The 14018-nt window shown below is 68.2% G+C and carries 17 protein-coding genes and 1 pseudogene; 3 read left to right on the top strand and 15 right to left on the bottom strand.

Translation table 11 applies throughout. The annotated features are described in order from the left end of the window. Window positions 1-73 precede the first annotated feature (73 nt). On the top strand, window positions 74-1579 hold the full coding sequence (locus tag QF046_RS18140; protein WP_307372544.1) for a gluconokinase: 1506 nt from the start codon (window positions 74-76) through the stop codon (window positions 1577-1579). 68 nt (window positions 1580-1647) lie between these two features. Here QF046_RS18140 and QF046_RS18135 read toward each other — a convergent pair whose 3' ends face one another. The 8 genes from QF046_RS18135 to infC all read right to left on the bottom strand — a co-directional run bounded on the left by QF046_RS18135 (window position 1648) and on the right by infC (window position 7320). Further along, the gene (locus QF046_RS18135) at window positions 1648-2583 is read right to left on the bottom strand and encodes an amino acid ABC transporter permease (protein ID WP_307372543.1); all 936 of its coding nucleotides are present in this window, start codon (window positions 2581-2583) and stop codon (window positions 1648-1650) included. After that, window positions 2580-3236: an amino acid ABC transporter permease gene (locus QF046_RS18130; protein ID WP_307372540.1), complete on the bottom strand. Its 657-nt coding sequence runs from the start codon at window positions 3234-3236 to the stop codon at window positions 2580-2582. Before QF046_RS18130 ends, QF046_RS18135 begins: the two co-directional genes overlap by 4 nt. Before the next feature lie 60 nt (window positions 3237-3296). Next, the gene (locus tag QF046_RS18125) at window positions 3297-4208 is read right to left on the bottom strand and encodes a glutamate ABC transporter substrate-binding protein (RefSeq protein WP_307372538.1); all 912 of its coding nucleotides are present in this window, start codon (window positions 4206-4208) and stop codon (window positions 3297-3299) included. Between the two features lie 31 nt (window positions 4209-4239). Beyond that, window positions 4240-4989: an amino acid ABC transporter ATP-binding protein gene (locus QF046_RS18120; protein WP_307372536.1), complete on the bottom strand. Its 750-nt coding sequence runs from the start codon at window positions 4987-4989 to the stop codon at window positions 4240-4242. A gap of 86 nt (window positions 4990-5075) precedes the next feature. Beyond that, entirely contained in the window at window positions 5076-5876 is an 801-nt protein-coding gene (locus tag QF046_RS18115; RefSeq protein WP_307372533.1) for an RNA methyltransferase, read from the bottom strand. 103 nt (window positions 5877-5979) lie between these two features. Beyond that, a complete protein-coding gene (rplT, locus tag QF046_RS18110) occupies window positions 5980-6366 on the bottom strand; it encodes a 50S ribosomal protein L20 (protein WP_307372530.1) in 387 nt (128 codons plus the stop codon). Window positions 6367-6398: 32 nt separating this feature from the next. Further along, window positions 6399-6593 (bottom strand): 50S ribosomal protein L35, encoded by a 195-nt coding sequence (rpmI, locus tag QF046_RS18105; RefSeq protein WP_017828564.1) that lies wholly within the window; start codon window positions 6591-6593, stop codon window positions 6399-6401. A gap of 73 nt (window positions 6594-6666) precedes the next feature. Next, on the bottom strand, window positions 6667-7320 hold the full coding sequence (gene infC / locus QF046_RS18100; RefSeq protein ID WP_307372526.1) for a translation initiation factor IF-3: 654 nt from the start codon (window positions 7318-7320) through the stop codon (window positions 6667-6669). A gap of 212 nt (window positions 7321-7532) precedes the next feature. Between infC and QF046_RS18095 the strand changes: the two genes are divergently transcribed. Continuing rightward, window positions 7533-7919, top strand: a complete 387-nt coding sequence (locus QF046_RS18095; RefSeq protein ID WP_307372523.1) for a DUF1844 domain-containing protein — start codon at window positions 7533-7535, stop codon at window positions 7917-7919. A 148-nt stretch (window positions 7920-8067) separates the two neighbouring features. Here QF046_RS18095 and QF046_RS18090 read toward each other — a convergent pair whose 3' ends face one another. The 7 genes from QF046_RS18090 to QF046_RS18060 all read right to left on the bottom strand — a co-directional run bounded on the left by QF046_RS18090 (window position 8068) and on the right by QF046_RS18060 (window position 13022). Next, a complete protein-coding gene (locus QF046_RS18090) occupies window positions 8068-8475 on the bottom strand; it encodes a hypothetical protein (RefSeq protein ID WP_307372520.1) in 408 nt (135 codons plus the stop codon). A gap of 27 nt (window positions 8476-8502) precedes the next feature. Next, window positions 8503-9366 carry an SseB family protein gene (locus QF046_RS18085; RefSeq protein ID WP_307372517.1) on the bottom strand — a complete coding sequence of 288 codons (864 nt, stop codon included), beginning with the start codon at window positions 9364-9366 and terminating at the stop codon, window positions 8503-8505. After that, complete coding sequence (gene priA, locus QF046_RS18080; RefSeq protein ID WP_307372908.1) at window positions 9350-10096, bottom strand: bifunctional 1-(5-phosphoribosyl)-5-((5-phosphoribosylamino)methylideneamino)imidazole-4-carboxamide isomerase/phosphoribosylanthranilate isomerase PriA; 747 nt, start codon at window positions 10094-10096, stop codon at window positions 9350-9352. The genes QF046_RS18085 and priA overlap by 17 nt, the downstream gene beginning before the upstream one ends. 131 nt (window positions 10097-10227) lie before the next feature. Further along, window positions 10228-10866 carry an imidazole glycerol phosphate synthase subunit HisH gene (hisH, locus tag QF046_RS18075; RefSeq protein WP_307372515.1) on the bottom strand — a complete coding sequence of 213 codons (639 nt, stop codon included), beginning with the start codon at window positions 10864-10866 and terminating at the stop codon, window positions 10228-10230. After that, window positions 10863-11480 (bottom strand): imidazoleglycerol-phosphate dehydratase HisB, encoded by a 618-nt coding sequence (hisB, locus tag QF046_RS18070; RefSeq protein ID WP_307372514.1) that lies wholly within the window; start codon window positions 11478-11480, stop codon window positions 10863-10865. Before hisB ends, hisH begins: the two co-directional genes overlap by 4 nt. Then, window positions 11477-12568, bottom strand: coding sequence for a histidinol-phosphate transaminase (locus QF046_RS18065; protein ID WP_307372512.1), 1092 nt, complete (start codon window positions 12566-12568; stop codon window positions 11477-11479). Before QF046_RS18065 ends, hisB begins: the two co-directional genes overlap by 4 nt. Before the next feature lie 67 nt (window positions 12569-12635). Continuing rightward, the gene (locus tag QF046_RS18060) at window positions 12636-13022 is read right to left on the bottom strand and encodes a LysM peptidoglycan-binding domain-containing protein (protein ID WP_307372510.1); all 387 of its coding nucleotides are present in this window, start codon (window positions 13020-13022) and stop codon (window positions 12636-12638) included. 347 nt (window positions 13023-13369) lie between these two features. Here QF046_RS18060 and lexA point away from each other — a divergent pair. Next, window positions 13370-14017 (top strand): annotated as a pseudogene (gene lexA / locus QF046_RS18055) (transcriptional repressor LexA); the annotation flags it as partial. Window position 14018 lies beyond the last annotated feature (1 nt).

The following is a 14018-nucleotide window of genomic DNA, read 5'->3' as shown; positions in this document are numbered from 1 at the left end:
CGAACCGCATCGCACACGATACTCGCCGATAGGATCGACGAGGACCGCGAACCGAAGAACGAGGTGCGAGAGCATGACCGACGTGCAGATCCCGACCACGGAGAGCATCCAGCTCGCATCCGCGCCGGCCCCCTACGTGCTGGCGATCGACATCGGGTCGGGGTCCACCCGCGGATGTCTGTACGACGCCTATGCGCGGCCCGTCAAGAAGCATCTCGTGAAGGCCGACCACGCGTTCACCGAGGCGGCGGACGGCACGGCCGAGGTCGATGCCGACCAGATCGTGGCCGAGGTCGCCGAGGTCATCGACGGCGCACTGAAGGGCGTCGATCCGGGACTTGTGCGCGCTGTCGTGATGGACACGTTCGCCTCGTCGCTGGTGTGCGTGGATGCCGATGGCGACGCGCTCACGCCCTGCTTCACCTACGCGGACTCCCGCTCCTCCGCTCATCTGGCGAGGCTGCGCGAACAGCTGGACGAGACGGCCGTGCACCAGCGCATCGGCGCACGCCTGCACACCAGTTATCACCCGCCGCGGATGCTGTGGCTGCAGGACGAGTTCCCGGACGAGTTCGCCCGCACCGCGAAATTCCTCTCGCTCGGCGAGTACGTCTACGCGAAGCTCGCCGGCATCGAGGGCGCGGCGACGTCGACGATGGCGTGGGCAGGCATCCTCAACCGCCACACCTGCGAGCTGGACGACGAGCTGCTCGAGGCCGTCGGCGTCGATCGCAGCCGCTTCGCGCCCATCGTCGACCCGGCCGACCCGATCACCGACGTCTCCTCTGAGGTCGCCCGCCGCTGGCCGGCGCTGGAGGGCGCCGCCTGGTTCCCCGCCGTCCCGGACGGCTACGCCTCCAACATCGGCGTCGGCGCGGACGAGCCGACCACGGCGGCGATGTCGGCGGCGACGTCCGGTGCGATCCGAGTGATCGTGGACGGCACCCCTGAAGTGCTCCCACCCGGCCTGTGGGCGTACCGCGTGTCCCGCTCGCAGTCCATCGTCGGTGGCGCTCTGAACGATGTCGGACGCGTCACCCTGTGGCTGCAGAGCACCCTGGCTCCGCTGTCGTACGACGAGATCGACGAGCTGCTGCGCGCCGCGCCGGCCGAGGGCACGCCCCTCGTGCTGCCGTTCCTCACCGGTGAGCGCGCCACGGGCTGGGCCGGGGACGCGCGCGCCGTGTTCGCTGACATCTCCTCGGCGTCAGGGCCCCGTGAGCTCTGGCGCGGGGCCGTCGAGGGCATCGCCGTCTCCTACGCCCGGGTGTTCGAGCAGCTGCTCGAGGTGAACCCCGGCATCACCCGAGTGATCGCGTCGGGCGGCGTGACCGGCGCCTTCCCCGGGTTCATGAGCCCGGTCGCGCAGGCGCTCGGCTTCCCGGTGCAGGTCGTGGACGTCAAGCGGGTGACCATGCGGGGTGCTGCCGCCCTGGCCCTCTCGGTGCTGCAGGCGGAGCATCCGCTCGCGACGATCCCCGAGACGGACCTGACGGAACCGGATACCGCGCAGAAGCAGTACTACGACGACCTGCGCGCCCGCTTCGGCGACCTGTACGACGCGGTCATCGCGAGCTGACTCTCACGCAGAGGGCCGGGGCATCCTGTGGATGCCCCGGCCCGTCGCCCCTCCGGGAGTGATGCCGGTCAGACGGTCGGCCCGACCCCTCCGCCCGCGTCGAACTTGCCGCCGGCGCGCTGCATGGCGATGACCTCGGTGACGGTCGAACCGCCGTGGATCCGCGGATCTCCGCCACCGGCATCCGGCGTATAGCCCTTCAGCTTCGGCGAATGGCGCGTGCGGATCTCCAGCCACTTCGCGATGCCCGACAGAATCAGGCAGAGCACGATGTAGATGCCTCCGATGACGAACGCGGACTGCAGGATCGGCCGGCCCTGCTGCGAGCTGAGCAGCTTGGCGTAGTACAGCAGTTCCGGGTAGGTGATGATGAAGCCGAGCGCGGTGTCCTTGAGCGTCACCACGAGCTGCGCGACGATCACGGGAAGCATGGCGCGGATGGCCTGCGGCAGAAGGATGAGCTGCATCACGCCGGCCTTGCGCAGGCCGATCGCGTAACCGGCTTCCTTCTGGCCGCGGGGAAGCGATTCGATGCCGGCACGCAGCACCTCGGCGAGCACCGACCCGTTGTAGACCATCAGGCCGAGCACGACCGCCCAGTACGGATCCATCTTGATCCCGACGACGGGAAGACCGTAGTACAGCAGCATCATGAAGACCAGCACCGGCACTGCACGGAAGAGCTCGGTGATGATCGTCACCGGCACCCGCACCCAGGCGTGCTCGGAGAGCCGCCCGATCGCGAGCACGAAGCCGAGCGTCAGACTCAGCACAGCGGCGAGGGCGAATGCCCCCAGCGTCTGGCCCAGCGCCTTGATGATGCTCATCCACACGTTGCTGAAGGAGAAGACGTACCACTTCTGCGGTGCGAACTGCCCCATCACCGCCATGCGGTAGACGACGAAGCCGATGGCCGCGGCGACCACGACGACCGTGATGACCGCGAGGATGCGGTTGCGCGCGATGGCCCGGGGACCGGGAACGTCGTAGAGTACGGAGCTCATCGTGCGATCCTCCATCGGTTCTCGAGATGGCGCTGGACGGCGCTCATCGCCAGAACGAGCACCACGAACACGACGGCGACCCAGAGCAGGACCTCCATCGGGTTTCCGGGTCGTCCAGGCGCGTCGTTGATCGTGGCGCGCAGTGCGGCGAGCTCGGCGATCGAGAAGCCGGCGGCGACCGTGGTGTTCTTCAGCAGCGCGATGAACACGCTCATCATCGGCGGCACCACCGAGCGGAACGCCTGCGGCAGGATCACGAGCGTCATGACCTGGCCGAACGGCAGGCCGATGGCGCGGGCCGCCTCAGCCTGGCCGACCGGAACCGTACTGATACCGGCGCGCAGCACCTCGGCCACGTAGGTGGCCGTGTAGATGCCGATCGCGAGGACGCCGAGCGTCGTGTTCGAGAGGTCGGGCAGCCCGAGCTGCGGGTACCCGAAGACGAAGAAGAAGAAGACGAGGGTCAGCGGGGTGTTGCGGATGATGTTCACGTACGCCGTGCCCACCGCGCGTGCGATCGGCACGGGTGACACCCGCATCGCGCCGACGATCACGCCGAGCACGAGCGCGATGATCCCGCCGAGGAAGAAGACCAGCAGGGTGTTCCCGATGGCCTCGCCCCACAGGTCGAGGTTGCCGAAGATGACGTCCACGCGCCCTCCCCTCTCTGGAATGTCCGGGGCGGCTCCCGCAGGAGCCGCCCCGGATGGCGATCAGTACGCGTCGACCTCGGGCTGCTCGACCTTGATCCCGGACTTGCCGAGGTTCTTGTCGAAGATCTTCTGCCAGACGTCGCCGCCATCGGTGAAGAGCTTGTTGATGTGCGCGCGCAGCGCGTCATCGCCCTTCGCCAGGCCGACGCCGTAGCGCTCCTCGGTGAACAGGCCGCCGGTGACCTTGACCTCGTCCGGGTACATCGACGCGTAGCCGATGAGGATGGCCTGGTCGGTGGTGACCGCGTCGACCTTCTTGTCGATCAGGTCCTGCACGCACGCGGAGTACAGGTCGTACTCCTGGGTCTTGATGTCGGGGAAGTTCGCCTTGATGTTCTGGATCGGCGTGGAGCCGGTCGCGGAGCACACCGTCTTGCCGGCGAAGTCCTCGAGCTTGGTCGCGTCCGGGTCGTCCTTGCGGATGAGCAGGCCCTGACCGGTGATGAAGTACGGACCGGCGAAGTCGATCTGCTCCTTGCGCTTGTCGTTGATCGAGTAGGTGCCGACGTAGTAATCGATGTCGCCGTTCACGATCGACTGCTCACGGTTGGCCGAGGCGATCGGCTTGAACGTGATCTGCTTCTCGTCGAAGCCGAGGGATGCCGCGATCCAGCGGGCGATGTCGATGTCGAAGCCGCTGCGCTCACCGGTCGTGGCGTCGAGGAAGCCGAGACCGGGCTGGTCCTCCTTCACGCCGATCGTGACGCCGCCGGCCTCGGTCATCTTCTCGAAGGTCGGGCTGCCGTCGACCTTGACATCCTTGGCGACCTCGAACAGGGCGGCGTCGCCGCCGCCGTCGCCGTCCGTACCGCCGCCGCCCGGATTGGACGGGCTGCCGCTGTTGCAGGCGGTGAGCGCGAGAAGCGCCACCGTCGCGATGCCGATACCTGCGAGTGCTCGTGTGCGTCGCATGGGTTTCTCCTTCGTGTGCTGTGGTTGCAGGTCAGTGGGTGAGGAGCTTGGACAGGAAGTCCTTGGCCCGGTCGCTCTTCGGATGCAGGAAGAAGTCCTCGGGCGTCGCCTCTTCGACGACCTGCCCGTCGGCCATGAAGACCACACGGTTCGCGGCCTTTCGCGCGAAGCCCATCTCATGGGTGACGACGATCATCGTCATCCCCTCCTTGGCGAGGCCGACCATGACGTCGAGGACCTCGTTGATCATCTCGGGGTCCAGGGCACTGGTCGGCTCGTCGAACAGCATCACCTTCGGGTGCATGGCGAGTGCGCGGGCGATCGCCACACGCTGCTGCTGTCCGCCCGAGAGCTGTGCGGGGAGCTTGGAGGCCTGCTGCGCGACGCCGACGCGCTCCAGCAGCGCCATCGCCTCCTTCTCGGCATCCGCCTTCTTCAGACCGCGCACCTTGATCGGTCCGAGCGTGACGTTCTCGAGGATCGTCAGGTGCGCGAACAGGTTGAACGACTGGAAGACCATGCCGACCTCGGCCCGCAGGTTGGCCAGGCCCTTGCCCTCCGCCGGAAGCGTCTTGCCGTCGATCCGTATCTCACCGCTCGTGATCGTCTCGAGACGGTTGATCGTGCGGCACAGCGTCGACTTGCCGGACCCCGAGGGCCCGATGACGACGACGACTTCGCCCTTGTCGACGGTGAGGTTGATGTCCTTCAGCGCCTGGAACTCGCCGTAGTGCTTCTGCACGTTCTCGACGACCACGAGGGCGTCTCTGCTCTCTGCCATTCCTCAACACTAGAGCAGGGCCAGGACGCTCCGAGGACGTCCGGCAGACTTTACCTATTCGTAACCGAACCGCACGCGCTCGCGACTCAGGCGCGCTGGGCGAATGCGCTCTCGTACAGGCACACGCTCGCCGCGGTCGCGAGGTTCAGGGACTCGGCCCTGCCGAAGATCGGCAGTCGCAGCGCATGGTCGGCGAGACCGAGCACGTCGTCGTCGAGCCCGTGCGCCTCGTTGCCGAAGAGCCAGGCGGTGGGCTCGGCGAGCACACCCGCAGCCCTGGCATCCAGCAGGTCATCGCCCTTCACGTCGGCGGCGAGCACCTTCATCCCCGCCCCCTGCGCACGGGTGATCACATCGGCCAGGTCTCCCCCGACCGAGATCGGAAGGTGGAACAGCGAACCGGTGGTGGAGCGGACCACCTTCGGGTTGTACGGATCGACGGTCCGGCCGGTCAGCACCACGGCATCCGCTCCCGCCGCATCCGCGGCGCGGATGATCGTGCCGAGGTTGCCGGGATCCCGGACCTCCTCGCAGATGGCGATCAGGCGCGGGGATGCCGCGAAGATGTCGCGCACCGAGGTCGGAGTCTGACGAGCCACCGCGATGATCCCCTGCGGCGTGACGGTGTCGGCCATGGCCGAAAGCACGCTCTCGGTGACGAACTCGACCTCGAGGTCGATCTCCGCCGCCAGCGCGCGGACGTCGGAATGCTTGTCCCAGGCCGTCGGGGTCGCGAAGAGCTCGACGATCGCGGCGGGCAGGTAGTTGAGCGCCTCGCGGACGGACTGCGGCCCTTCCAGCAGGAAGAGACCGGTCTCGGTCCTCGCACTGCGCTTGGTCAGCTTCGCGACGGCACGGACTCGGGGTGAGCGGGGATTCTCGAGCACGCCCTCAGTCTAGAGGGGGAACTGATGAGTCCAGAGGGGCCGCAGACGACGAGACGGGCGCCTCCCCGGGGGGAGACGCCCGTCTCGGATCGGATCAGATCGATCAGGCAGCGGCCTTCGGAGCGTTGACGTCCGAGGGAAGAGCCTTCTTCGCGATCTCGACGAGCGACGTGAACACCGCGGCGTCGGTCACGGCCAGGTCGGCGAGCATGCGACGGTCGACCTGCACGCCCGCGAGACCCAGACCCTGGATGAAGCGGTTGTACGTGATGCCGTTCTGGCGGGCAGCGGCGTTGATGCGCTGGATCCACAGACGGCGGAAGTCGCCCTTGCGCTTGCGGCGGTCCCGGTACGCGTAGACGAGCGAGTGGGTGACCTGCTCCTTCGCCTTGCGGTAAAGACGCGAACGCTGGCCACGGTAACCCGAGGCGCGTCCGAGGATGACGCGACGCTTCTTGTGCGCGTTTACCGCGCGCTTGACTCTAGCCATTTTCCTGTATTCCTATTCGTACGTTCGAGCGCTCAGCGACCGAGAAGCTTCTTGGCGACCTTGGTGTCCGCCTTGGAGAGAACCTGGTCCTGGTTCAGGCGACGCGTGCGGCGGCTCGACTTGTGCTCGAGGTTGTGGCGCATGCCGGCCTGCTGCTTCTTCAGCTTTCCGCTGCCGGTGATCTTGAAGCGCTTCTTCGCACCCGAGTGGGTCTTCTGCTTCGGCATCTTCTCTTCCTTCGTGTGGCGCCTAGGTTGGCGACGGTGGGTGACCCGCACGAGGCGGGAGCTGTGGGGCGGCTCAGGCCGCGGATTCGTCCGTGGGCGCGTCTGCGTCGCCCGTGGTGGACTTCGCGTCGCGCGAGGCCTGCTTGTGCGCGGTGCGAACCGCGTTCTGCTCAGCCTTCGCCTCGGACTTGTTCTTCAGGGGTGCGACGACCATGACCATGTTGCGGCCATCGATCGTCGGGTTCGACTCGACGACACCGAGCTCGGCCACGTCCTCCGCGAACTTGCGCAGCAGACGCACACCCTGCTCGGGGCGCGACTGCTCGCGACCGCGGAACAGGATCATGGCCTTGACCTTGTCGCCGGCCTTCAGGAAGCCCTCGGCGCGCTTCAGCTTGGTCGTGTAGTCGTGCGCCTCGATCTTCAGGCGGAAACGCACCTCCTTGAGGATGGTGTTCGCCTGGTTGCGGCGTGCTTCCTTCGCCTTCTGCGCGGCCTCGTACTTGAACTTGCCGTAGTCCATGATCTTGACAACGGGCGGCTTGGAATTCGGGGCCACCTCGACGAGATCGAGATCGGCCTCCTGGGCCAGACGCAGCGCTGCCTCGATGCGGACAACACCGATCTGCTCACCCGCGGGACCGACGAGGCGGACCTCGGGGACGCGGATGCGCTCATTTGTACGGGGATCGCTGATGCGGAGCTCCTTAGACGTGGTTTCAGCCACCGCGATGCTGTCTGCATCCCGAGGCGAAATCAGAGTCTCCCCACCCGCCGATGCGTTCAGATGCACCGGCTTGTGACACCCATTCCACCGGAGTCCGGCGGGGTGTGGAACCCGGTAGCCTGGAACGGCAAGCGCGGGTGGGAATGAATCCTCTTTCGATTCGGAACACGAAGCTCCGAAGCCCGCAGAAGTCTACCAGAAAGCATCCCGAAGTGACGATTCCTGCTGAGCACGCCGATGACCGCCACGAGCGCTGGGCGGAGCAGGAGCAAGCCGCGACCGCTGCCACCCGCGACATCGCCGACGTGCCCGCCGTCGAGGTGATCACCACGACCGCCGTCCATCTGATGAGCGCGGCCGCCGTGAAGCTGGGCCTGGCCGACGACCCGAACGCGCAGCTGGACCTCGACGAGGCGCGCAAGCTCATCAACGCCCTCGCCGGTCTGATCACGGCGGGCGCCCCGGAGATCAGCAGCGCGCACGCCAGCCCGCTGCGCGACGGCCTGCGCTCCCTGCAGCTCGCGTTCCGCGAGGCCTCCCCCATCCAGGACGCCATCGGCAAGGGCCCCGGCGAGAAGTGGACCGGGCCGGTCACCTGACCCCGCTTGCCGGCTACGGCCGGGAGGTTCCCTGCGCTCGCAGAGCGGGTGCCCCTCCCGCTGCGCGGGTCCCTCCCCGATGCTCGCTCCGGGAACCTCCCGGCCTCCGCCTCGCGTCTGCGTGTGACCTTGATGAGGGCAGCGCGGGTCAGGGAACCAGCACGATCGGCTCTGCGGTCGACGGGCCGCCGCAGCGCTCCGTAGAGTGAGCCCAGTCGATGTGGTGCTCGGATTCCTGCAGCACGGCGCCATCGGCATCCGTGGCCCGGATCGTGACGTCATCTGGCATCTCGATGCTCAGGAACGAGAAGGCCCAGATGCCATCGTCCTCGTTCACGCCGATCCGGATGTCGGTCGACTCAGTCTCCCCCGGCAGCGGAGAGCAGGCTTCGTCCGCGCACAACTGCACCCATGTCGCGTCCGTGATGCCGGTGGCATCCACCTGCAGTCCGGTGACGTAGCCGATCGCGGGGCAGACGTCGGCGAACGGCTGCATGCACGCGGTCGTCAGCGTGCCGGACAGCACGAGAGTGATCACCGCGAGCAGTCTGCGCATGCCACGACCATAGCGGGCTGACCCTGCTCAGCCTGCCGAGCGGGTGAGCTTCACGGTCAGGGAGTCGACCAGCACGGCCATGCGGTCATCGGCCGCCCAGCGCTGGGCGAGGCGGGCGAGCACGGCGTCCAGGGTCTCGCGGTCCAGGCCGTCGATCAGCTCGAGGGTGACGATCAGCTCGGGGCCGTGCATCCTGGCATCCGGATCCCCCGGCGCCACCGCGACGTCGATGACGGCCAACTCGTGACCGATGCTCTCGCGCAGCGCGGTGAAGACCTCGGGCGAGAGGAAGCTCGGCTCCCAGGGCTGCTCCTGCGCGATCGCCCACACCGCGGGGCGGCGCAGCACGAACTCGGTGTCGGAGGCCGGATCGAGCACGATCAGGTCGGTCTCCTCGCTCGACGCCGACAGCGCCACGCGGATCGCCTCGACCGGGATCGGCCGCGCTGCGGCATCCCACCGGCGCATCGTGTCCACCGACGAGAACGCCGGCTGGACGCGGCGACCGTCGGGGCCGGAGACCGTGACGATCGAGAGCTCCTGCGTCTTGTCGACCTTCAAGCCCGTGGGACCCACACCCTCGTCGCCCTTCTCGGCGACCAGCGGGACGAGCACGCGTGCAGAGCGGAACGCGTCGACGACCTCGACCTGCGAGCCGTCGCCCGACCGGAAGCGCAGCAGCGCGTCGAGCAGGGCGGGGTCTGCGGAGCCGTCGTCACCGGAGCCGGGGTTGGCCTGGAACGTGCGTCCGGCCCAGGGCACCCCGGCGGAATCGGTACCGTGCGCGTGATCGGTACCGTGCGCGTGATCGGTACCGTGCGCGTGATCGGTACCGTGCGCGTGATCGGTGCCGTGCGCGTGATCGGAGGAGTCGTCAGTCGCCCGCGACATCCAGCGCCTCTGCCAGGGTGAACTGCCCGGCGTACAGAGCCTTGCCGACGATGGCGCCCTCGACGCCCAGGTGCACCAGCTCACGCAGGGCCGCGATGTCATCGAGGCTCGAGACGCCACCCGAGGCGATCACGGGCTTCGGAGTTCGCGAGGTGATCTCGCGCAGAAGGTCGAGGTTCGGTCCGCGCAGCGTACCGTCCTTCGTGACGTCGGTGACGACGTAGCGGCTGCAGCCGGCCTCCTCCAGGCGCTCCAGCACCTCCCAGATGTCGCCGCCGTCCTTCGTCCAGCCGCGCGCCGAGAGCGTGGTGCCGCGCACGTCGAGCCCCACTGCGACAGCCTCGCCGTAGCGGCTGATGACATCGGCCGCCCACTCGGGGTTCTCCAGCGCCGCGGTGCCGAGGTTGATGCGGTTCGCGCCGGACTCCAGCGCCGCCTCCAGCGTGGCGTCGTCGCGGATGCCGCCGGAGAGCTCGATGTTCACCCCGCGGTACTGCTTGATGACCTTGCGCAGGATGCCGGCGTTGCTGCCGCGCCCGAAGGCCGCATCCAGATCGACGAGGTGGATCCACTGGGCGCCCTGGTCGACCCACTCACCGGCGGCGTCGACGGGGTCGCCGTAGTTGGTCTCCGTACCGGCCTCACCCTGCGTGAGGCGGACCGCCTTTCCGCCCGCGACGTCGACCGCGGGGAGGAGGATCAGCGAGGGAGACTGCGCGAAGTCGTTCATGACGTCCTTGGTTCGGGGATGGCCGCTGCGTGCGAACACGATTCCTGAGACTAGTCCGCCCCGATGCAGGGTTCAACACGAGGAACCCCGTGTGACCGACCGCCGGTGCGTGCCGTCGACGGATCAGCCGGTCAGGCGAGGGATTCCACCCAGTTGCGGAGCAGGTGGATGCCGGCTTCGCCGGACTTCTCGGGGTGGAACTGGGTCGCCGAGAGCGGGCCGTTCTCAACTGCGGCGAGGAAGCGCTCGCCGTGCGTCGCCCAGGTCAGCGCGGGCTGGTGGAACGGCGCGATCACGTCCAGATCCCAGGAGGTCGCGGCGAAGGAGTGCACGAAGTAGAAGCGCTCCCCCTCGACCCCGCGGAACAGCACGCTGCCCTCGCCGGACTCCACGGTGTTCCAGCCCATGTGCGGCAGTACCGGGGCGTTCAGCTCGGTGACCGTGCCCGGCCACTCCCCCAGCCCCACCGTGTCAGAGCCGCGCTCGACGCCGTGCTCGAACAGCACCTGCATGCCGACGCAGACGCCGAGCACCGCACGTCCGCCCGCGAGGCGGCGTCCGATGATCTCGTCGCCGCCGTGCGCCCGCAGCGCGGCCGCGACGGCGGCGAAGGCGCCGACGCCGGGGACGAACAGCCCGTCGGCCTCCTGTGCGGCCTTGCGGTCGCCGGTCAGTTCGACATCCGCTCCGGCCGCGGCCAGCGCCTTGACGGCGGAGTGCACGTTGCCCGACTCGTAGTCGAAGACGACGACACGGGGTGCACGCGTCACAGGGCGCCCTTCGTGGACGGGATGCCCTCGACGAGGGGATCCAGGGACTTGGCCTGCCGGAACGCGCGCGCGAAGGCCTTGAACTCGGCCTCGGCGATGTGGTGCGGATCACGTCCGCCGATCACGCGCACGTGAACCGTGAGGCCGGCGTGGAAGGTGATCGCCTCGAACACGTGCCGCACCAGCGAGCCGGTGAAGTGTCCGCCGATGAGGTGGAACTCGAACCCGGCGGGCTCGCCCTCGTGCACGAGGAAGGGGCGTCCGGAGATGTCCACGACGGCCTGCGCGAGAGCCTCGTCCAGCGGCACGAGGGCGTCGCCGTAGCGCGAGATGCCCGACTTGTCGCCGAGGGCGTCGCGGATGGCCTGACCGAGCACGATCGAGATGTCCTCGACGGTGTGGTGCGCGTCGATGTGCGTGTCACCGGTGGCGCGGACGGTGAGGTCGGTGAGCGAGTGCTTCGCGAACGCGGTCAGCATGTGGTCGAAGAACGGCACCGAGGTGCTGATCTCGCTGCGGCCGGTGCCGTCGAGGTTCACCTCGACCTCGACGGTGGACTCGGACGTGCTGCGGGTGCGCTGCGCGGTGCGAGGGCTGGTGCGGGGGTCGCTCATGAGGGTGATCCTATCGACGCGAGGGCTTCGAGAAATGCGGAGGACTCGGCTTCGGTGCCGGCCGTGACGCGCAGATGGCCGGGGATGCCGACATCGCGGATCAGTACACCGCGGTCGTACAGCGCCTGCCAGACGGCCTTCGGGTCGGCGACGCCGCCGAAGAGGACGAAGTTCGACCAGGACGGATGAGGCTGGTAGCCGAGCGCCTCGAGCGATGCCGAGATGCGTTCGCGCTGCACGACGATCTCGTCCACCATCTGCAGCATGACGCCGGCGTTGCGCAGTGCGGCGGTCGCGGCGGCCTGGGTCAGCGCGCTGAGGTGGTAAGGCAGCCGCACCAGGCGCAGGGCGTCGATGAAGGCCGGATCGGCCGCGAGATAGCCGACGCGGGCACCGGCGAAGGCGAACGCCTTGCTCATGGTGCGCGAGACGGCCAGCCGCGGGCGCCCCTCGAGCAGGGTGAGCGCCGACTGCGCCTCCTTCGGCGCGAACTCGTGGTAGGCCTCGTCCACGATCACGATGCCGGGGGCGGCGTCGTAGACGGCCTCGACGACGTCGAGTCCGAGCGGTGTGCCGGTCGGATTGTTCGGCGAGCACAGCAGCACGACGTCGGGGGCCACGGCCCGGACCTGGGCTGCGGCGTCTTCCGCGGTGATCGAGTAGTCGCCCTCGCGTGTGCCGGCGACCCACGCAGCGCCGGTGCCCTGGGTGATCAGGGGGTACATCGAGTAAGTGGGGGCGAAGCCGAATGCCGTGCGCCCGGGGCCGGCGAACGCCTGCATGATGTGCTGGAGCACCTCGTTCGAACCGTTGCCCGCCCAGATCTGCGCTGCGGTCAGCCCGTGGCCGAGGTAGTCGGCGAACGCCTCACGCAGTCGGGTGAACTCACGGTCGGGGTAGCGGTTGACATCGCTGAGCGCGATGGCGACGTCATCCAGGATCTCGCCGACCACGGCCTCGGGAACGGCATGCGTGTTCTCGTTGACGTTCAGCGCCACCGGCAGAGGCGCCTGCGGCGCGCCGTAGGGGGTGAGCCCGCGAAGGTCGTCGCGGAGGGGCAGCTCGTCGAGGGAGGTCACCCTTCCCATCGTAGAGCGAGCGGCCGTCACCGGCCTCCGGATGACGAGCGACAGGTCGGCTGAGCCTGCAGAAGCGTCAGTGCGAGTACTCGGTGGGGATCGCGATCGACGAGTACGCCTGGATGGTGCCGCCGCTGAGGTTGTTCAACCGCATGATGTCATCGATCACGTCGCGCGGGTCGACGTCGGGAGCAGCCGCGGCCGCGATGGACCACAGGGTGTCGCCCGGCATCACGGTCACTGTCTCGAAGGACACCGGTGCGCCCTGCTCGCCAGAGGCGAGTGCGGACCCGCCGGCCAGCACGGAGAAGGCGATGCCGGCTGCCAGCGGGGCGGCGGCGGCTGCGGCGAGGACGCGGCGCCCGCGCACCGTCAGCCGCAGTGTGGTCCGACGCATCGAACGCCCGGAGACACCGGTGGCGTCGCGAAGGATCGCGGGGCTCTGGATGCTGATGGTGCTCATGTGAGGCTCCTCTGGGTTCCCCGCCGTCCCACCGGCGGAAGTGGTGCAGCTTTCGCATCCGGCATCCGGCCGGGGAAGCCGGATGCGAAGCTACGTTCCGAATGTATCTTCGATATCGAACATCTGTCAAGAATTCTTCGAACATCCGGTCGAGAATCTGTCGACACGCTCGAACGAATCTTCCGTTTTCCGAGAAAACTCGGATACGGTTTCGATAAGGACAGCCCACCATGGGCCACCGACATTCGAACCGGATGCCCGCGGGGACGCGGATCGGCACCGGCTGGACCGCATGAAGGAGCACCAGATGAGCGACACCCCCCTCTCCCGCATCCGAGGCTCCGCGCACCCGTCGGCGCAAGAGTCTCAGCGCGAAGCAGATGGCGATCCTGGAGGTCATCCAGACCTCGATCGCCCGGCACGGCTACCCGCCGAGCATGCGCGAGATCGGCGACGCCGTGAACCTCAAGTCGCTCTCCAGCGTCACGCACCAGCTGGGCCAGCTGGAGCTCAGCGGCTACCTGCGCCGCGACCCGGGCAAGACCCGTGCCATGGAGGTGCTGATCGACCTTCCGGGCACCAGCACCGAGAATCCCGCCGACACCGGGCCCGCCGTGGGCGATGCAGCCCTGGTGCCTCTGGTGGGGCGGATCGCGGCGGGCGTGCCGATCACCGCCGATCAGCAGGTCGAGGAGATCTTCCCGCTCCCCCGTCAGCTCGTGGGCAAGGGCGACCTGTTCATGCTCAACGTGAGCGGCGAGTCGATGATCGACGCCGCGATCTGCGATGGCGACTGGGTCGTGGTGCGCACGCAGAACACCGCCGAGAACGGCGAGATCGTCGCTGCGATGATCGACGGCGAGGCCACGGTGAAGACCTTCCGCCGTCGTGACGGGCACACGTGGCTGCTCCCCCGCAACTCGGCGTTCGAGCCGATCCTCGGCGATGAGGCCGTGGTGCTCGGCAAGGTCGTGGCGGTGCTGCGCGCCGTCTGAC

It is taken from the genome of Microbacterium sp. W4I4 (assembly GCF_030816235.1).
Classification (GTDB): domain Bacteria; phylum Actinomycetota; class Actinomycetes; order Actinomycetales; family Microbacteriaceae; genus Microbacterium.
This window is presented reverse-complemented; position numbering and strand designations above follow the sequence as displayed.